General features: G+C 74.4%; 16 protein-coding genes. 15 read left to right on the top strand and 1 reads right to left on the bottom strand.

Translation table 11 applies throughout. The annotated features are described in order from the left end of the window. Positions 1-753 precede the first annotated feature (753 nt). The 7 genes from infB (at position 754) to truB (ending at position 7,288) form a co-directional block, all read left to right on the top strand. A complete protein-coding gene (infB, locus tag GOBS_RS29000; RefSeq protein WP_243697756.1) occupies positions 754-2,586 on the top strand; it encodes a translation initiation factor IF-2 in 1,833 nt (610 codons plus the stop codon). A 146-nt stretch (positions 2,587-2,732) separates the two neighbouring features. After that, positions 2,733-3,029: a DUF503 domain-containing protein gene (locus GOBS_RS19335; RefSeq protein ID WP_012949957.1), complete on the top strand. Its 297-nt coding sequence runs from the start codon at positions 2,733-2,735 to the stop codon at positions 3,027-3,029. A gap of 123 nt (positions 3,030-3,152) precedes the next feature. Beyond that, on the top strand, positions 3,153-3,668 hold the full coding sequence (rbfA, locus tag GOBS_RS19330) for a 30S ribosome-binding factor RbfA (protein WP_012949956.1): 516 nt from the start codon (positions 3,153-3,155) through the stop codon (positions 3,666-3,668). After that, on the top strand, positions 3,665-3,907 hold the full coding sequence (locus GOBS_RS19325) for a hypothetical protein (RefSeq protein ID WP_012949955.1): 243 nt from the start codon (positions 3,665-3,667) through the stop codon (positions 3,905-3,907). The genes rbfA and GOBS_RS19325 overlap by 4 nt, the downstream gene beginning before the upstream one ends. After that, entirely contained in the window at positions 3,904-4,977 is a 1,074-nt protein-coding gene (locus tag GOBS_RS19320) for a DHH family phosphoesterase (protein WP_012949954.1), read from the top strand. Before GOBS_RS19325 ends, GOBS_RS19320 begins: the two co-directional genes overlap by 4 nt. Positions 4,978-5,065: 88 nt before the next feature. Next, the gene (locus tag GOBS_RS19315; protein ID WP_012949953.1) at positions 5,066-6,349 is read left to right on the top strand and encodes an MATE family efflux transporter; all 1,284 of its coding nucleotides are present in this window, start codon (positions 5,066-5,068) and stop codon (positions 6,347-6,349) included. Between the two features lie 24 nt (positions 6,350-6,373). Beyond that, positions 6,374-7,288 carry a tRNA pseudouridine(55) synthase TruB gene (gene truB / locus GOBS_RS19310; RefSeq protein ID WP_012949952.1) on the top strand — a complete coding sequence of 305 codons (915 nt, stop codon included), beginning with the start codon at positions 6,374-6,376 and terminating at the stop codon, positions 7,286-7,288. Positions 7,289-7,361: 73 nt separating this feature from the next. Here truB and GOBS_RS19305 read toward each other — a convergent pair whose 3' ends face one another. Then, on the bottom strand, positions 7,362-8,051 hold the full coding sequence (locus GOBS_RS19305) for an HAD family hydrolase (protein WP_012949951.1): 690 nt from the start codon (positions 8,049-8,051) through the stop codon (positions 7,362-7,364). A 78-nt stretch (positions 8,052-8,129) separates the two neighbouring features. Here GOBS_RS19305 and GOBS_RS19300 point away from each other — a divergent pair, with 78 nt between their 5' ends. The 8 genes from GOBS_RS19300 (at position 8,130) to dapB (ending at position 16,288) form a co-directional block, all read left to right on the top strand. Next, on the top strand, positions 8,130-8,453 hold the full coding sequence (locus GOBS_RS19300) for an antibiotic biosynthesis monooxygenase family protein (RefSeq protein ID WP_012949950.1): 324 nt from the start codon (positions 8,130-8,132) through the stop codon (positions 8,451-8,453). Positions 8,454-8,563: 110 nt separating this feature from the next. Next, complete coding sequence (locus GOBS_RS19295) at positions 8,564-9,703, top strand: branched-chain amino acid aminotransferase (protein WP_012949949.1); 1,140 nt, start codon at positions 8,564-8,566, stop codon at positions 9,701-9,703. A gap of 19 nt (positions 9,704-9,722) precedes the next feature. Continuing rightward, positions 9,723-10,697 (top strand): bifunctional riboflavin kinase/FAD synthetase, encoded by a 975-nt coding sequence (locus GOBS_RS19290; RefSeq protein WP_012949948.1) that lies wholly within the window; start codon positions 9,723-9,725, stop codon positions 10,695-10,697. 191 nt (positions 10,698-10,888) lie between these two features. Next, the gene (rpsO, locus tag GOBS_RS19285) at positions 10,889-11,158 is read left to right on the top strand and encodes a 30S ribosomal protein S15 (RefSeq protein WP_012949947.1); all 270 of its coding nucleotides are present in this window, start codon (positions 10,889-10,891) and stop codon (positions 11,156-11,158) included. Positions 11,159-11,399: 241 nt separating this feature from the next. Then, complete coding sequence (locus tag GOBS_RS19280; RefSeq protein WP_012949946.1) at positions 11,400-13,688, top strand: polyribonucleotide nucleotidyltransferase; 2,289 nt, start codon at positions 11,400-11,402, stop codon at positions 13,686-13,688. Then, complete coding sequence (locus GOBS_RS19275; protein ID WP_012949945.1) at positions 13,685-15,064, top strand: M16 family metallopeptidase; 1,380 nt, start codon at positions 13,685-13,687, stop codon at positions 15,062-15,064. The genes GOBS_RS19280 and GOBS_RS19275 overlap by 4 nt, the downstream gene beginning before the upstream one ends. Further along, positions 15,064-15,432, top strand: a complete 369-nt coding sequence (locus tag GOBS_RS19270) for a VanZ family protein (protein WP_012949944.1) — start codon at positions 15,064-15,066, stop codon at positions 15,430-15,432. The genes GOBS_RS19275 and GOBS_RS19270 overlap by 1 nt, the downstream gene beginning before the upstream one ends. 49 nt (positions 15,433-15,481) lie before the next feature. After that, positions 15,482-16,288: a 4-hydroxy-tetrahydrodipicolinate reductase gene (gene dapB / locus GOBS_RS19265; protein WP_012949943.1), complete on the top strand. Its 807-nt coding sequence runs from the start codon at positions 15,482-15,484 to the stop codon at positions 16,286-16,288. The last annotated feature ends 18 nt before the right edge of the window (positions 16,289-16,306 follow it).

Below are 16,306 nucleotides of genomic sequence, written 5' to 3'. Positions count from 1 at the left end.
GCACCGCAGGCCCCTGCGGCCAGCGCGCCGACCCAGCAGCCGCCCGCGGCGCCCAGCGGCCCGCGTCCCGCTGCCCCGCGTCCCGGTCCGGCCGGTGGCGCCACCCCGGGTGCGCGTCCGGCCGCCCCGGCGCCCGGTCCCCGGCCGGGTCCGCGCCCGGCTCCGCGCCCGGGCAACAACCCCTTCAGCAGCGCCCCGCGCCCGGCTCCGTCCGGTGGTGCGCCGCGTCCCGGTCCCGCGGCCGGTGGCCCGCGTCCGGGCCCGGCGGCCGGTGGGCCGCGTCCCGGGCCGTCCGGGCCCGGCGGTCCGCGTCCGGGTCCCGGTGCCGGCGGTCCGCGTCCGGCGGCCGGTTCCCGTCCGGGTCCCGGCGCCGGTGGTCCGCGTCCCGCGGCCGGTCCCGGCGGTCCGCGCCCGAACCCGGGCATGATGCCGCAGCGTCCCTCGCCCGGCATGATGCCGCCGCGGCCGGCCGGTGGCGGTCGCCCTGGTGCGCCGGCCGGTCGTGGCCGTCCCGGGGGTGGTCCCGGTGGCGGTGGCGGCGGCTTCCGCCCCAGTGGCGGCGGTGGCGGTGGCGGTGGCGGCGGTGCCGGTGCTCCCGCCGGCGGTGGCTTCCGCAGCGGCGGCGGCGGTGGCCGCGGTCGGGGCCGTGGTGGCTCGGGTGCGGGTACCGCGGGTGCCTTCGGTCGTCCCGGCGGGCGTGGCCCGGTCCGTGGGCGCAAGAGCAAGAAGCAGCGGCGTCAGGAGTTCGACTCCATGGCGGCGCCCAGCATGGGCGGCGTCAGCCTGCCGCGCGGCAACGGGCAGACCGTCCGGCTGCCCCGTGGCGCCTCGCTGACCGACCTCGCCGAGAAGATCGGCGCGCAGCCGGCCGCGCTCGTCACCGCCCTGTTCCACCTGGGCGAGATGGTCACCGCGACCCAGTCGGTCAACGACGAGACGCTCCAGCTGCTCGGTGCCGAGATCGACTGGGACATCCAGGTCGTCAGCCCCGAGGACGAGGACCGCGAGCTGCTCGAGACCTTCGACCTCACCTTCGGTGACGAGGGCGACGAGGAGGACTGGGAGGCCCGTCCGCCGGTGGTGACCGTCATGGGTCACGTCGACCACGGCAAGACCAAGCTGCTGGACGCCATCCGCAACACCAACGTGGTGGCACGGGAGGCCGGCGGCATCACCCAGCACATCGGCGCCTACCAGATCGTCACCAAGCTGGAGGACGACGAGCGGCCGATCACCTTCATCGACACCCCGGGTCACGAGTCGTTCACCGCGATGCGTGCCCGCGGCGCGAAGGTCACCGACATCGTCGTCCTGGTCGTGGCGGCCGACGACGGCGTCATGCCGCAGACGGTCGAGGCGCTCAACCACGCCCAGGCCGCCGAGGTGCCGATCGTGGTCGCGGTCAACAAGATCGACAAGGAGGGGGCCAACCCCGCCAAGATCCGTCAGCAGCTCACCGAGTACGGGCTGGTGGCCGAGGAGTACGGCGGCGACACGATGTTCGTCGACGTCTCCGCGACGACCCGCCAGGGCATCGACGAGCTCCTGACGGCGATCCTGCTGACCGCCGACGCCTCGCTGGACCTGCGCGCGAACACCGAGCAGGACCCGCAGGGCGTGGTCATCGAGGGCAAGCTGGACAAGGGCCGCGGCCCCGTCGCCACGGTGCTCGTCCAGCGCGGCACGCTGCGCCAGGGCGACTCGATCGTGGCCGGCGACGCCTACGGTCGCGTCCGGTCGCTGCTCGACGAGCACGGCAACAAGCTGAAGGAGGCCCTGCCGGCCCGCCCCGTGCAGGTCGTGGGTCTCACCTCGGTGCCCCGTGCCGGCGACACCTTCCTGGTCGTCGAGGAGGACCGGGTGGCGCGGCAGATCGCCGACCGTCGCCAGGCCCGCATCCGCAACGCGCAGAACGCCTCCATGCGCAAGCGGATTAGCCTCGAGGACCTCGACGCGGCGCTCAAGGAGAACCGTCAGCTCAACCTGATCATCAAGGGCGACAACTCGGGCACCGTCGAGGCGCTCGAAGAGGCGCTGATGAAGATCGAGGTGAGCGACGACATCTCGCTGCGGGTCATCCACCGCGGCGTCGGCGGCATCACCAAGAGCGACATCGACCTCGCGCTGGCCGACGACGTCATCGTCCTGGGCTTCAACGTCCGGGCCGAGGGCCAGGCCACCGAGCTCGCCAACCGCGAGGGCGTCGACGTCCGGTACTACTCGGTCATCTACCAGGCGATCGAGGAGATCGAGGCGGCCCTCAAGGGCATGCTCAAGCCGGAGTACGAGGAGGTCGCGCTCGGTACGGCGGAGGTCCGCGAGGTCTTCCGGGTGCCGCGGATCGGCAACGTCGCGGGCTCCATCGTCCGCAGCGGGACGATCACCCGGAACTCGAAGGCCCGGCTGGTCCGCGACGGGGTGGTCGTCGCCGACAACCTCACCGTCGAGTCGCTGCGTCGCTTCAAGGACGACGTGACCGAGGTCCGCGACGGCTACGAGTGCGGTATCGGTCTCGGATCGTTCAACGACATCAAGGTCGAGGACGTCATCGAGACCTTCGAGATGCGCGAGAAGCCGCGCGTGTGATCCGCGACGGCCGCGGCCGGGTACCCCCCGGCCGCGGCCGGCGCGGTGTGCCCGACGAGGCCCCCTCCCGGGTCCCGCCCCGAGCCTGCGAGGGGTGGCGAGGAGGGGGTCCTTCTACGAGCAGTGGGGAGAAGGGGGTCCTCCCGGTGTTCACCGGCGCGCTCACCGCTGACCTGCTGCTGGGCGACGTGCACTCGCTCAAGGGCAAGCGCGCCGTCGTCCGGCCGATCGTGGCCGAGCTGCGGCGCCGGTACGCCGTGGCCGCCGCCGAGGTCGGCGACCAGGACCTGCACCGCCGCGTGCAGGTCGGGGTGGCCACCGTCGCCGGGGACGCCGGTCAGGTGACCGACGTCCTCGACGCCTGCGAGCGGTTGCTGGCCGAGCGGCCGGAGGTGACGCTGCTCTCGACGCACCGGCAGCTGTTCAGCGACACCGATCAGTAGAAGGACCCCCTCGCCCCACGACTCGCGAGCTCGCCGCGGGCCCCTGCGAGGAAGCCGACCGCCGCGGCCCATGTCCCAGCAACCCGGCGTCCACCTCGTGACGCCCCGACCCACGGAGGTCCGATGGCCGACCCGGCCCGCGCCCGCAAGCTCGCGGTGCGCATCCGCCAGATCGTCTCCGCCGCGATCGAGTCCCAGATCAAGGACCCGCGCCTGGGCATGGTGACCGTCACCGACGCCCGGGTGACCAGCGACCTGCGCGAGGCGACGGTCTTCTACACCGTCTACGGCGACGCCACCCAGGTCGAGGACTCCGCCAGGGCGCTCGCGTCGGCCACCGGCGTGCTGCGGTCCACCGTGGGCAAGCAGACGGGCATCAAGTTCGTGCCCACGCTCGCCTTCGTCGCCGACCACGTGCCCGACACCGCCCGCGAGCTCGACGAGGCGCTCGAGCGGGTCCGGCACGCCGACGCCGAGCTGGCCCGCATCCGCGCGGGGGCCACGTACGCCGGCGACGCCGACCCCTACCGCCGTGCCCCCGAGGACGACGACGAGGACGACTCCGCCGAGGACCGGTCCGCCGGCGGGACTGCCGATGACATCGCCGACGAGCCCACCCGGAGCAGGAGCGTCTCATGAGCGAGAACGACCCCGACCCGAACCTGCCGGACGAGGGGCAGGGCCGCTCCGAGCTCGGCGGACGTCCCGAGCCGGACGCCGGCGACCCGACGCGGGGCGGCAAGCGCGGCGAGATCGGCGAGGCGCCGAGCATCGCCTCCGACGAGCCCGACGACGGTCAGGGCTATCCGGTCGGCGGCGGGCTGGTGACCGAGGAGGAGAACGCGTCCCCGGTCGCCGACCCCGGCCCGGGGTCGTGACCGTCTCCCTCCCGCGAGGCGCCGGGTCCCGCCCGCCGGGCACCCATCCGACCGACCGGGCCGCCGCCGTCCTCGCCGAGGCGGCGGCGGCCCGGGCCACCGTCGTCCTCTCCGGGCACGTGCAGCCCGACGCCGACGCGCTGGGCAGCACGCTGGCTCTCGCCGAGGGGCTGCGGCGCCGCGGCGCCCGCGTGCTAACCACCTTCCCCGACCCGTTCACCCTGCCGGCGTCGCTGGCCTGGCTGCCGGGAGCCGAGGGGCTGGTGCCCTCGTCGGCGGTGCCGGCGTCCCCGGACATCTTCGTGAGCCTCGACGCCGCCTCGCCCGGCCGGCTGGGCGAGCTGGCCGCACTCCTGGAGGGCGCGGCCACGTCCGTGGTCGTCGACCACCACGCGAGCAACCCCGGCTTCGGCGACGTCCGTGTCGTCGACCCCGCCGCACCGGCGACGGTCGCCCTCGTGGCCGACCTGCTCGACGGCCTCGGCGTCCACCTCGACGAGCGGCTGGCCACCTGCCTCTACGCCGGGCTGACCGCCGACACCGGGTCCTTCCGGTTCGGCAACACCCGCCCGGACACCCACCACCTCGCCGCCCGGCTGCTGGCCACCGGCATCGACCACGCCACGATCAGCCAGCGGCTGTTCGACACCGCGCCGTTCGGTTGGCTGGGGCTGCTCTCGGTCGTCGCCGGCCGCGCCGTGCTGGAGACCGAGGTCGGCGCCGGCCTGGTGTGGACCTGGTCGAGCACCGCGGAGGCCGCCGAGCACGGCCTGCCCGGTGAGCAGCTCGAGGCGCTGGTCGACGTCGTCCGCTCCACCCAGGAGGCCGATGTGGCCTGCGTGCTCAAGGGCCAGGACGACGGCACCTGGTCGGTGTCGCTGCGCTCCCGCGGCGCCACCGACGTCGCCCGCGTCGCCATGGCCCTGGGTGGTGGCGGCCACCGCGCCGCCGCCGGCTTCACCTCGCACGAGGACCGCGAGACGACGATGGTCCGCCTGCGCCGGGAGCTGTGCACATCGTCGGCCTCCGGCCTCGCCCCGCGTCCAGGTGCCGTCCCCGACGGGCGCTGAGCCCGACCCGGGCACCGCGTCGGGAGGGCTCCGCCCCCCGCGCCGCGGTGCCCGCGGTCCGGCGGGGCTCACCGCTCGCGCCCCCTCGGTGCTGGCCCTCGCCGCTCCGGCGCTGGTCGTGCTGGCCGCGGAGCCGCTCTACCTGCTGGTCGACACCGCGGTCGTCGGCAACCTGGGCACCGTCGCGCTGGGCGGGCTCGCCGTCGGCGGCGGGTTGCTGGCCTGGGCCGCCGCACTGCTGAACTTCCTCGCCTACGGCACCACCGCCCGCGCCGCCCGCCGCGCCGGTGCCGGGGACCGGGCGGGTGCGGTCGCCGAGGGCGTGCAGGCCACCTGGCTGGCGCTCGCGCTCGGCCTGGCGGTGCTCCTGCTGTTCCAGCTCCTCGCCGGCCCGCTCACCCGGCTGCTCGCCGGCGGCGACGGACCGGTCGCGGCGGCGGGGGAGAGCTGGCTGCGCGTGGCCTCCCTCGGTGCGCCGCTGCTGCTGGTCTCCCTGGCCGGCAACGGCTGGCTGCGCGGGGTGCAGGAGCTGCGCCGCCCGATGCGCTACGTGCTCGTCGGCAGCTCGGCCAGCCTGGTCCTCTGCCCGCTGCTGGTGCACCCGGTGGGCCTCGGCCTGGTCGGCTCGGCCGTGGCCAACGTGGCCGGCCAGGCGCTCACCGCCGCGCTGTTCGTCCGCGCCGTCCTGCGTGAGGACGTCTCGTGGCGACCCCGGCTCGCCGCGCTGCGGGCGCAGCTGGTCATCGGCCGCGACCTGCTGCTGCGCGCCGCCGTGCTGCAGGTGGCGTTCCTGATCGCGACCGGGGTCGTCGCCCGCGCCGGCACCGCCGAGCTGGGCGCGCACCAGATCGCCGTCCAGCTGTTCTTCTTCCTCGCCCTGGTGCTCGACGCCTACGCCATCGCCGCGCAGACCCTCGTCGGCCAGGCGCTCGGCGCGGCTCGCCCCGACGCCGCCCGCGACACCGCTCGCCGGGTCACCCTCTGGGGCCTGGGCACGGGCGTCGTGGTCGCCGGCGTGCTGCTGGCGCTGCGCCCGCTGGTGCTGCCGCTGTTCACCGACGACCCCGCGGTCCTCGCGCAGGCCGCCGTGGCGTGGTGGTTCCTCGCCGGGGTGCAGCCGCTGGCCGGCGTCGTGTTCGCCCTGGACGGCGTGCTGATGGGTGCCGGCGACGTCGGCTACCTGCGCACGGTGACCATCGGAGCGGCCCTGGTCGGCTTCGTGCCGCTGTCGCTGGCCGCCGTCCCGCTGGGCTGGGGGCTGGCCGGCGTGTGGACCGGTCTGACCCTGTTCATCGCGCTCCGGCTGGTCGGTGTGCTGGTCCGGGTGGCGGGGGATCGCTGGCTGCACGCGCCTGGCACGGTGGCGGCGTGAGCAGACGAGGGCGGAGCCGAGCCGATGGGTAGCCGCCAGGACGCCGACGTCCCCCCGGGCCTGCTGCTGGTCGACAAGCCCGGCGGCATGACCTCGCACGACGTCGTCGCCCGCGCCCGGCGGGTGCTCTCGGTCCGCCGGGTCGGCCACGCCGGCACGCTCGACCCGATGGCCACCGGCCTGCTGGTCCTCGGCGTCGGGACGGCGACCCGGCTGCTCGGCCACGTCGGCGGGCACGACAAGACCTACGAGGCGACCATCCGCCTCGGCCAGACCACCGTCACCGACGACCGCGAGGGCGAGGTCCTCGTCACCACCCCGGCCGGGCACCTCGATGACGACGCCGTCACCGCCGCCCTGGCCGCGCAGACCGGCCCGCTGCTGCAGGTGCCCTCGTCGGTGAGCGCGGTGAAGGTCGCCGGCCGCCGCTCCTACGACCGGGTGCGCGCCGGCGAGGAGGTGGTGCTGGAGCCGCGGGCGGTGACCGTCCACCGGCTCGACGTCCACCGCGTCACCCGCCCCGCGCCGGACCTGGTGGACGTCGACGTGACCGTTTCGTGCACCGCCGGCACCTACGTCCGCGCGATCGCGCGCGACGCCGGCGCCGCCCTCGGCGTGGGCGGGCACCTCACCGCGCTGCGCCGCACCGCCTCCGGCCCGTTCTCGGTGACCGAGGCCGCGGCGGTCGAGGAGGCCGGGCAGGCACTGGCCGCCGGTGGGGGAGCGGGGGTGCTCGGCCTCACCGACGCCGCCCGCGCCGTCTTCCCGGTGCGGACGCTGACCGAGGAGGAGGCGCGCGCCCTCGGGTACGGGCAGCGGATCCCCGCCACCGGCACCCCCGGCCTGCACGCCGCGCTGGACGGCGCGGACCGACTGGTCGCCCTGGTCGAGGACGCCGGTGCCACCGCCCGCGTCGCCGTGGGCTTCCCGACCGGCTAGGAAGCGGACTCCGGCCCCCTTGCAGGGTCCCGCCACGAGCTTGCGAGCGGTGGGGGACAAGGGGGTCCTCTTTTCAGCCGCGCGCCACCCGGCCGATGAGCGAGTCGTCGAGGTGCGCGAGCAGGTCGGCCGGGTCGTCGTAGACCTCGTCGGCGCCGGCCTCCTCCAGCTCGGCCCGGGAGATGCCGCCGCAGGTCAGCGCGATGCAGGGCAGTCCTGCGTCCCGCGCCGCCCGCACGTCCCAGATCGTGTCGCCGACCGCGACCGTGCGCCCGGTGTCGAGGCCGTGGGGCGCGGCGGCGGTCTGCAGCAGGTCCGGCGCGGGCTTGGCCGACTCGACGTCGGCCGACGTGGTGGCCCCGTCGACCACGTCCTCGCCCCCGATCGCCGGCACCATCCACTCCAGGTCGGACCCCATGCCGCTGGTCGCCAGCACCACGGCCAGCTCCTGCTCACGGCACGCGGCGAGCAGCTGGTCCACGCGGGAGAAGGGGACGACCAGCTCCCGCAGCGGCTCGTAGCGCCGGCCCTTCGCCTCGACGACCTCCTCGGTGTCGGCGGCGTCGTCCCCCAGCAGGTGGGTGACCAGCTCGGCGCTGCCGATGCCGATGGCGCGGTGGCAGTCGGCCATCGACACCTCGGGGTGGCCGGTGTCCCGGAAGGCCTGCCACCAGGCGAGGACCTGCAGGTAGTTGGTGTCCAGCAGCGTGCCGTCGACGTCGAGGAGGACGCCGGGCCTCGGCGCCGGTGCGGCATCGGTCATCGCGACATCCTCGCCCGCGGCCGACCGGTCCGCAGGGTCGCGGGATTGACCGGCCGCCCCGCCGGGAATGCGGCGTCCATGAGCGTCGTCAAGATCAACGCGATCACCGTGCCCAAGGACAAGCAGGAGCGGTTCGAGGAACGGTTCAAGGGTCGTGCCGGTGCGGTGGAGAGCACCCCGGGCTTCGAGTGGTTCGAGCTGCTGCGCCCCGTGGAGGGCACCGACCAGTACCTCGTCTACACCCGGTGGGAGAGCGAGGAGGCCTACCGGGTGTGGGAGTCCGGGCAGGACTTCGCGCGGGCCCACGAGGGCGGCGGGTCCGAGCTGGCGCCGGCCGCCAGCAACTCCTCGCACCTGTGGTCCTACGAGGTGATCGAGAGCGCGGCGCCCGACCGGCCGTGACCGTCCGCGACGGTCGCCGCCGGACCCCGGGGCGGCGGAGCTAGGGTGGGCGGGCGGTCCGGCAGCTGCCGGGCCGCCCCTCGGATCCGCGCACGCCGCAGGTGGGAGCCATGACCGACACGCTCGCCGACAGCCGTACTTCTCCCCGGGTCTTCACCGAGGGTGTGCCGGTGGTCGTGGAGGACGTGCGCCGTCGTCCCGCCGCGGAGCGGGACGCGCTGCTGGCCGACCCGGGCTTCGGCCGGTACTTCACCGACTCGATGTTCGTCGCGCGCTACCGGGCCGGGGAGGGCTGGTACGACGCCCGGCTGACGCAGTACGCGCCGCTGCAGGTCGACCCGGCGACCGCCGCGCTGCACTACGCGCAGTCGATCTTCGAGGGCCTCAAGGCCTACGCCCAGCCCGACGGCAGCGTGGCCACCTTCCGGCCCGAGGCCAACGCCGCCCGCTTCGTCCGCGGGGCCAAGCGGCTGGCCATGCCGCCGGTGCCCGAGGAGGCCTTCATCGCCGCCGTCGACGCGCTGGTCGAGGCCGACCGCGACTGGGTGCCCACCGGCCCCGACCAGACCCTGTACCTGCGCCCCTACCAGCTGGCGACCGAGCCCTTCCTCGGCGTCCGCCCGGCGCACGAGTACCTGTTCCTGGTCATCGCCAGCCCGGCCGGCGCCTACTTCCCGCGCGGCGTCCACCCGGTGTCGGTGTACCTGTCGGAGGACTACATCCGCGCCGCCCCCGGCGGCACCGGCGACGTCAAGTGCGCCGGCAACTACGCCGCCAGCCTGCTGGCCCAGGAGCAGGCGATCGACGCCGGCTGCGACCAGGTCGTCTGGCTCGACGCGGTGGAGAAGCGCTACGTCGAGGAGATGGGCGGGATGAACCTGTTCTTCGTCCTCGGCTCCGGGGACGACGCCGAGCTGGTCACCCCCGAGCTCACCGGCACCCTGCTGCCCGGCATCACCCGCGACTCGCTGATCACCGTCGCCCGCGAGATGGGCCACCGGGTGAGCGAGCGGAAGTTCAGCGTGGAGGAGTGGCGCTCCGGCGTCGCCGACGGCACCGTCACCGAGACGTTCGCCTGCGGCACCGCGGCGGTCATCACCCCGGTCGGCGAGGTGAAGGCGCGCACCGGCGACTTCACCGTCGGCGACGGCGAGCCCGGCCCGCTCACCATGCGGCTGCGGGAGCACCTGCTCGACATCCAGCACGGCCGGGTGCCCGACACCCACGGCTGGCTGCACCGGGTCGCCTGAGCGGCCCGGACGCGTCGACGTGCGCCGGTGGCGGGGGCTGGAGGCGACCCCCGGGGACCTGGGACGCACGGTGGTCACCGTCGGCATGTACGACGGCGTCCACCGGGGGCACCAGCAGCTGATCGGCACGGCCGTGGCGCGCGCCCGCGCGCTGGACCGGCCGTGCCTGCTGCTCACCTTCGACCCGCACCCCTCCGAGGTGGTGCGCCCGGGCTCGCACCCGGCGATCCTGACCTCGCTGGACCGCAAGGCCGAGCTGGTCGCCGGGCTCGGCGTCGACGAGATGTGCGTGCTGCCGTTCACGCCGGAGTTCATGCGGCTGTCCCCGGAGACATTCACCCACACCGTGCTCGTCGAGCACCTGCACGCCGCCTCGGTGGTGGTGGGGGAGAACTTCAGCTACGGCCACCGCGCGGCGGGCACGGTCACGACGCTCGCCCAGGAGGGCCGCCGGTTCGGGTTCACCGTGGAGCCGGTCCCGCTGGCCGGGGACTCCTCGGCCGACGGGGAGATCACCATCTCCTCGACCTACGTCCGGGCCTGCGTCGCCGCCGGGGACATGGTCTCGGCAGCACGGGCGCTGGGCCGGCCGCACCGCATCGAGGGCGTCGTCGTCCGCGGGGACCGGCGCGGCCGGGAGCTGGGCTACCCGACCGCGAACGTGGAGTCCCCGCCGTTCACCGCGATCCCGGCCGACGGCGTCTACGCCGGCGGGCTGGTCATCCTCGACCCACGCACCGGCGCCAGCGTGAGCACCTCGCCGGCGGCGATCTCGGTCGGCACCAACCCCACGTTCCAGGGCACCCGGCGCACCGTCGAGGCGTACCTGCTCGACTTCGACGGCGACCTCTACGGCGAGCACGTCGGCGTGGAGTTCGTGCAGCGGCTGCGCCCGATGGCCGCGTTCTCCGGCGTCGAGGACCTGGTCGCCCAGATGGACCGCGACGTCGCCCGGACCCGCGAGGTCATGGGGGTCGACCGGCAGCCGTCGTGACGAGCGGGGGAGGCGTCCCGGCCGGGAGGCCGACCACGTTCCCGTCCGGCGTCCCCTGGGGTCCGGCTGTCACGGATGGCGCCCCTCCCCTCGCTGGTAGTCTGATCGGCGGTCGGTGGACCCGACCTGTGTGCAGCCTGCCCCCGTGAGAGAGACCGGGGGCCACACGTGACCTGCCCCGGAGGGGAACCATGGCGCTCGACAGCGCGACGAAGCAGCAGATCATGACCGAGTACGCGACGGTCGAGAAGGACACCGGTTCGCCCGAGGTGCAGGTCGCGATGCTGACCCGCCGGATCAGCGACCTGACCGAGCACCTCAAGCAGCACAAGCACGACCACCACAGCCGGCGGGGGCTGCTCCTGCTGGTCGGTCGTCGTCGCCGGCTGCTGAACTACCTGGCCAAGACCGACATCAGCCGGTACCGGTCGCTCATCGAGCGGCTCGGCCTGCGCCGGTGAGCCAGAGGGGACCGTCCCGCCCGGGACGGTCCCCTCTCTCGTGCGGCACCCGTCGCACGGGACCCAGGCCTCACGCCGGAGGCCCGACGCTGGTCGGTCCTCGGTAGTGGCCCCCGGGCACGCCCCTCCGCGCGAGGGGAACGACTCCCGTGGGCTTCGATCGAAGACCGGTCACCCGGGCGCAGCCGGGCGCGAGGCCACGAAGAGGACGTCGCCGCATGCGACGTAGGAAGAGGACAGCGTGTCCGCACCCACCACCCAGCACAGCACCGCTGCTGCGGAGTTCGACCCCGAGGACGGGGTCACCACCGCCACCGCGGTCATCGACAACGGCAGCTTCGGCAGCCGCACCATCACCTTCGAGACCGGCCGGCTCGCCAAGCAGGCCGCCGGCTCCGTCGTCGTCACCATGGGCGACACCATGCTGCTGTCGGCCACCACGGCCGGCCGCCAGCCCAAGGAGCACTTCGACTTCTTCCCGCTGACCGTGGACGTCGAGGAGCGCATGTACGCCGCCGGGCGCATCCCCGGCTCGTTCTTCCGCCGCGAGGGCCGTCCCTCCGAGGACGCGATCCTCACCTGCCGGCTGATCGACCGCCCGCTGCGCCCGACCTTCGCCAAGGGCCTGCGCAACGAGGTCCAGGTGGTCATCACCGTCCTGTCGCTGGACCCCGACCACCTCTACGACGTGCTGGCCATCAACGGCGCCTCGGCGTCGACCCAGCTCTCCGGCCTGCCGTTCTCCGGCCCGGTCGGCGGCACCCGCGTCGCGCTGGTCAACGGCCAGTGGGTGGGCTTCCCGACCCACGCAGAGCTCGAGGACGCCGTCTTCGACATGGTCGTGGCAGGCCGCGTCCTCCCGGACGGCGACGTCGCGATCATGATGGTCGAGGCCGAGGCCACCGAGAAGACGATCGAGCTGGTCGCCGGTGGCGCCACCGCGCCGACCGAGGAGGTCGTCGCGCAGGGCCTCGAGGCCGCGAAGCCCTTCATCAAGGCGCTGTGCGAGGCGCAGTCGGCGCTGGCCGAGAAGGCCGCCAAGCCGGTCGCGGACTTCCCGCGCTTCCTGGACTACCAGGACGACGTCTACGCCGCGGTGGAGTCGCACGCCGGCGCCCGGCTGGCCGAGGTCCAGGCCATCGCCGGCAAGCAGGAGCGCAACGACGCCACGGACGAGCTCAAGGACGGGACCGTCGCGGCGCTCGCGGGCCGGTTCGAGGGCCGCGAGAAGGAGGTCTCCGCCGCCTTCCGCGCGCTGACCAAGAAGGTCGTCCGGCAGCGCATCCTGCGGGACAAGGTGCGCATCGACGGCCGTGGTCTCACCGACATCCGCCCGCTCTCGGCCGAGGTCGAGGTCCTCCCGCGGGTGCACGGCTCGGCGCTGTTCGAGCGCGGCGAGACCCAGATCCTGGGCGTCACCACGCTGAACATGCTCCGCATGGAGCAGCAGCTGGACACGCTGTCGCCGGTCAACCGCAAGCGCTACATGCACAATTACAACTTCCCGCCGTACTCCACCGGTGAGACCGGCCGCGTCGGCTCGCCCAAGCGCCGCGAGATCGGCCACGGCGCGCTGGCCGAGCGGGCACTGCTCCCGGTGCTGCCCGACCGCGAGGAGTTCCCCTACGCGATCCGGCAGGTGTCCGAGGCGCTGGGCTCCAACGGCTCGACGTCCATGGGCTCGGTCTGCGCCTCGACCCTGGCGCTGCTCAACGCCGGTGTGCCGCTGCGCGCCCCGGTCGCCGGCATCGCCATGGGCCTGGTCTCCGACGAGGTCGACGGCAAGACCGAGTACGTCGCACTGACCGACATCCTCGGTGCCGAGGACGCCTTCGGTGACATGGACTTCAAGGTCGCCGGCACGCGGGACTTCGTCACCGCGCTGCAGCTGGACACCAAGCTCGACGGCATCCCGTCCGACGTGCTGGCCCAGGCGCTGACCCAGGCCCGCGCGGCCAGGCTGCACATCCTCGACGTGATGAACGAGGCCATCGACGCCCCCGACGAGATGAGCCCGTACGCGCCGCGGGTCACCACGGTGCGCATCCCGGTCGACAAGATCGGCGCGGTCATCGGCCCCAAGGGGCAGATGATCAACGCGATCCAGGACGAGACCGGCGCCGACATCACCATCGAGGACGACGGCACGATCTACGTCGGCGCCTCCGACGGCCCCTCGGCCCAGGCGGCGGTGGACCGGATCAACGCCATCGCCAACCCGCAGATGCCCAAGGTCGGCGAGCGCTTCCTCGGCACGGTCGTCAAGACCACGCCGTTCGGCGCCTTCGTCTCCCTGCTCCCGGGCAAGGACGGCCTGGTGCACATCAGCAAGCTGGGTGGCGGCAAGCGGATCGGCAAGGTCGAGGACGTCGTCAACGTCGGCGACAAGCTGCAGGTCGAGATCACCGACATCGACGCCCGCGGCAAGATCAGCCTCGTGCCGGTGGCGGCCGAGGGGGACGGCGCCGCTGACGCCGCCCCGGCCGGCGACGCCGCCCCGGCGGCCGACGCCGCGCCCGCGGAGGCGTGAACACGTCCACGCGGCAGGCTCCGACCGGGGCCGGGACGGGTGCCACCGCGCCCGTCCCGGCCCCGGCCGGTGTGGGGGAGACGCTGGTCCTGGACGTCGACGAGGTCGGCGGCCGGGTCGAGCGCACCGAGCTGCCCGGGGGCCTGCGGGTGCTCACCGAGACGATGCCCGGGGTGCTGTCGGCGACCGTCGGCATCTGGGTCGGCGTCGGCTCGCGGGACGAGACCGACGCGGTCGCCGGCTCCTCGCACTTCCTGGAGCACCTGCTGTTCAAGGGGACCGGCAGTCGCAGCGCGCTGGAGATCGCGACGGCCATGGACGCCGTCGGCGGTGAGATGAACGCCTTCACCGCCAAGGAGCACACCTGCTACTACGCGAACGTGCTCGCCAGCGACCTGCCGCTGGCCGTCACCCTGCTCGGCGACCTGGTCACCGACGCGCTCAACACGGCCGCGGACCTGGAGAGCGAGCGGACGGTGGTGCTCGAGGAGATCGCCATGCGCGACGACGAGCCCTCCGACCTCGTCCACGACCTGTTCGCCGAGACGCTGTTCGGCGGCACCGCGCTGGGCCGGTCGGTGCTCGGCACCGTCGAGTCCATCGAGGGCCTGACCCGGGAGGACGTCGACGGCTGGTACCGCCGGCGTTACACCGTCCCCTCGATCGTCGTCACCGCCGCGGGCCGGGTCGAGCACCAGCAGGTGCTGGACCTGGTCACCGCCGCGTTCGGCGACCGGCTGTCCGGTCCGGGACGTCCGGCGGCGCTGCGGCGGGGCGAGGAGGGCGCGGCGACCTCGCCCGCCCGCCCGACGGGCCTCGTCCGGCGGCGCACCGAGCAGACCCACGTGCTGCTGGGCTCGGTCGGCCTCGGCCGGCTCGACGAGCGGCGGTACGCGGCGGCCGTCATGGAGACCGCGGTCGGCGGGGGCATGAGCTCGCGGCTGTTCCAGGAGATCCGGGAGAAGCGGGGGCTGGTCTACAGCGTGGGCTCCGCGCTGTCGCACTACGCCGGGACGGGGTCGTTCTCCGTCTACGCGGGGTGCTCGCCCAAGCGGGTGCCCGAGGTGCTGCGCCTGGTGCGCGAGGAGCTCGCCCGCGTCGCCGCCGACGGGCTCACCTCCGAGGAGGTGGCGCGCGGCCGCGGCCAGCTCAAGGGCGGGCTGGTCCTCGGCCTCGAGGACACCGGCTCCCGGATGAGCCGCCTGGGCAAGAGCGAGCTGTCCTACGGCGAGTACCTGCCGGTGCGCGAGGTGCTCGCCCGGCTGGACGGCGTCGAAGAGGAGCAGGTGCGCGCGGTCGCGGCCGACCTGCTCGCCCGCGACACCTGCCTGGCCGTGGTCGGCCCCTACCGCGAGTCCGAGCTCGACCGCCTCTGATGGCCCGCGCGCACCCCGCCCTCGCCGTCCACGGCGCGCTCTCGCGCGGCGCGTTCGCCGTGGCCGTCCTGGTGTCGCTGGCAGTCCTCTTCGCCCCCGCGGACGACGTCCCCTCGTCGCCGCCGGGGGTGGACAAGCTGGTGCACCTGCTGCTGTTCGCCGCCCTCGCGGCGAGCGGGAGGTGGGCCGGCGTCCGGGCCGCTGTCCTCGCCGGGAGCCTGGTCGTCTACGCCGCGGTGAGCGAGGTCGTCCAGGGGCTCTCGGCGCTGGAGCGGTCGGCGTCCGTGGCCGACTGGGTCGCCGACGTCGTGGGCGTCCTGGCCGGCCTGCTCGCGTGGGCGTGGGCCGGAGCGCGCACCCGCGCCTGACCCGCGGGGCTGCCTTGCATCGCGGGCCGGTGCCGGGAAACCTGACCGCGTGACCACGAGCTCCGCCGCGCCCGACCAGCACGGGTCCACCGCTCCCCCCGGGGAGACCCCGCTCGTCCCCGTCGGCGTCCTGGGCGCCCGCGGGCGGATGGGCACCGAGGTGGTCAAGGCCGTCAACGCAGCCGACGACCTCGAGCTCGTCGCGATGGTCGATGCGGGGGACTGGCTGTTCGACGTCGCGAACGCCGGCGCCCAGGTGGTCGTCGACTTCACCCGGCCGGACGTCGTCATGGACAACGTCCGGTTTTGCATCGACAACAACATCCACTGCGTCGTCGGGACGACCGGGTTCGACGAGGAGAAGCTCGCCACCGTGGCCGAGTGGCTCCGGCCCAAGCCCGAGGTGGGCGTCGTCATCGCCCCCAACTTCGGCATCGGTGCCGTGCTGCTCATGAGGTTCGCCCAGGAGGCGGCGCGCTTCTTCCCCTCGACGGAGATCGTCGAGCTGCACCACCCGAACAAGGTCGATGCCCCGTCGGGCACGGCGGTCCGGACCGCGCGCCTGGTCGCCGCCGCCCGGCGGGCGGCGGGACTCCCGCCCTCGCCGGACGCCACCACCGACTCCCTGCCCGGCGCGCGCGGTGCCGACGTCGAGGGCGTGCCGGTGCACGCCGTCCGGCTGACCGGCCTGGTCGCGCACCAGGAGGTGCTCATGGGCGCGGCGGGGGAGACCCTGACCCTCCGGCACGACTCCTACGACCGCGCGTCCTTCATGCCCGGGGTCCTCCTCGCCGTGCGGGAGATCGCTCGGCGCCCGGGCCTCACGGTGGGGATCGAGAGCTTCCTCGGCCTCTGAGGAGGAACCACCCTCCGC

This window comes from Geodermatophilus obscurus DSM 43160 (assembly GCF_000025345.1).
GTDB classification, from domain to species: Bacteria; Actinomycetota; Actinomycetes; order Mycobacteriales; family Geodermatophilaceae; genus Geodermatophilus; species Geodermatophilus obscurus.
This window is presented reverse-complemented; position numbering and strand designations above follow the sequence as displayed.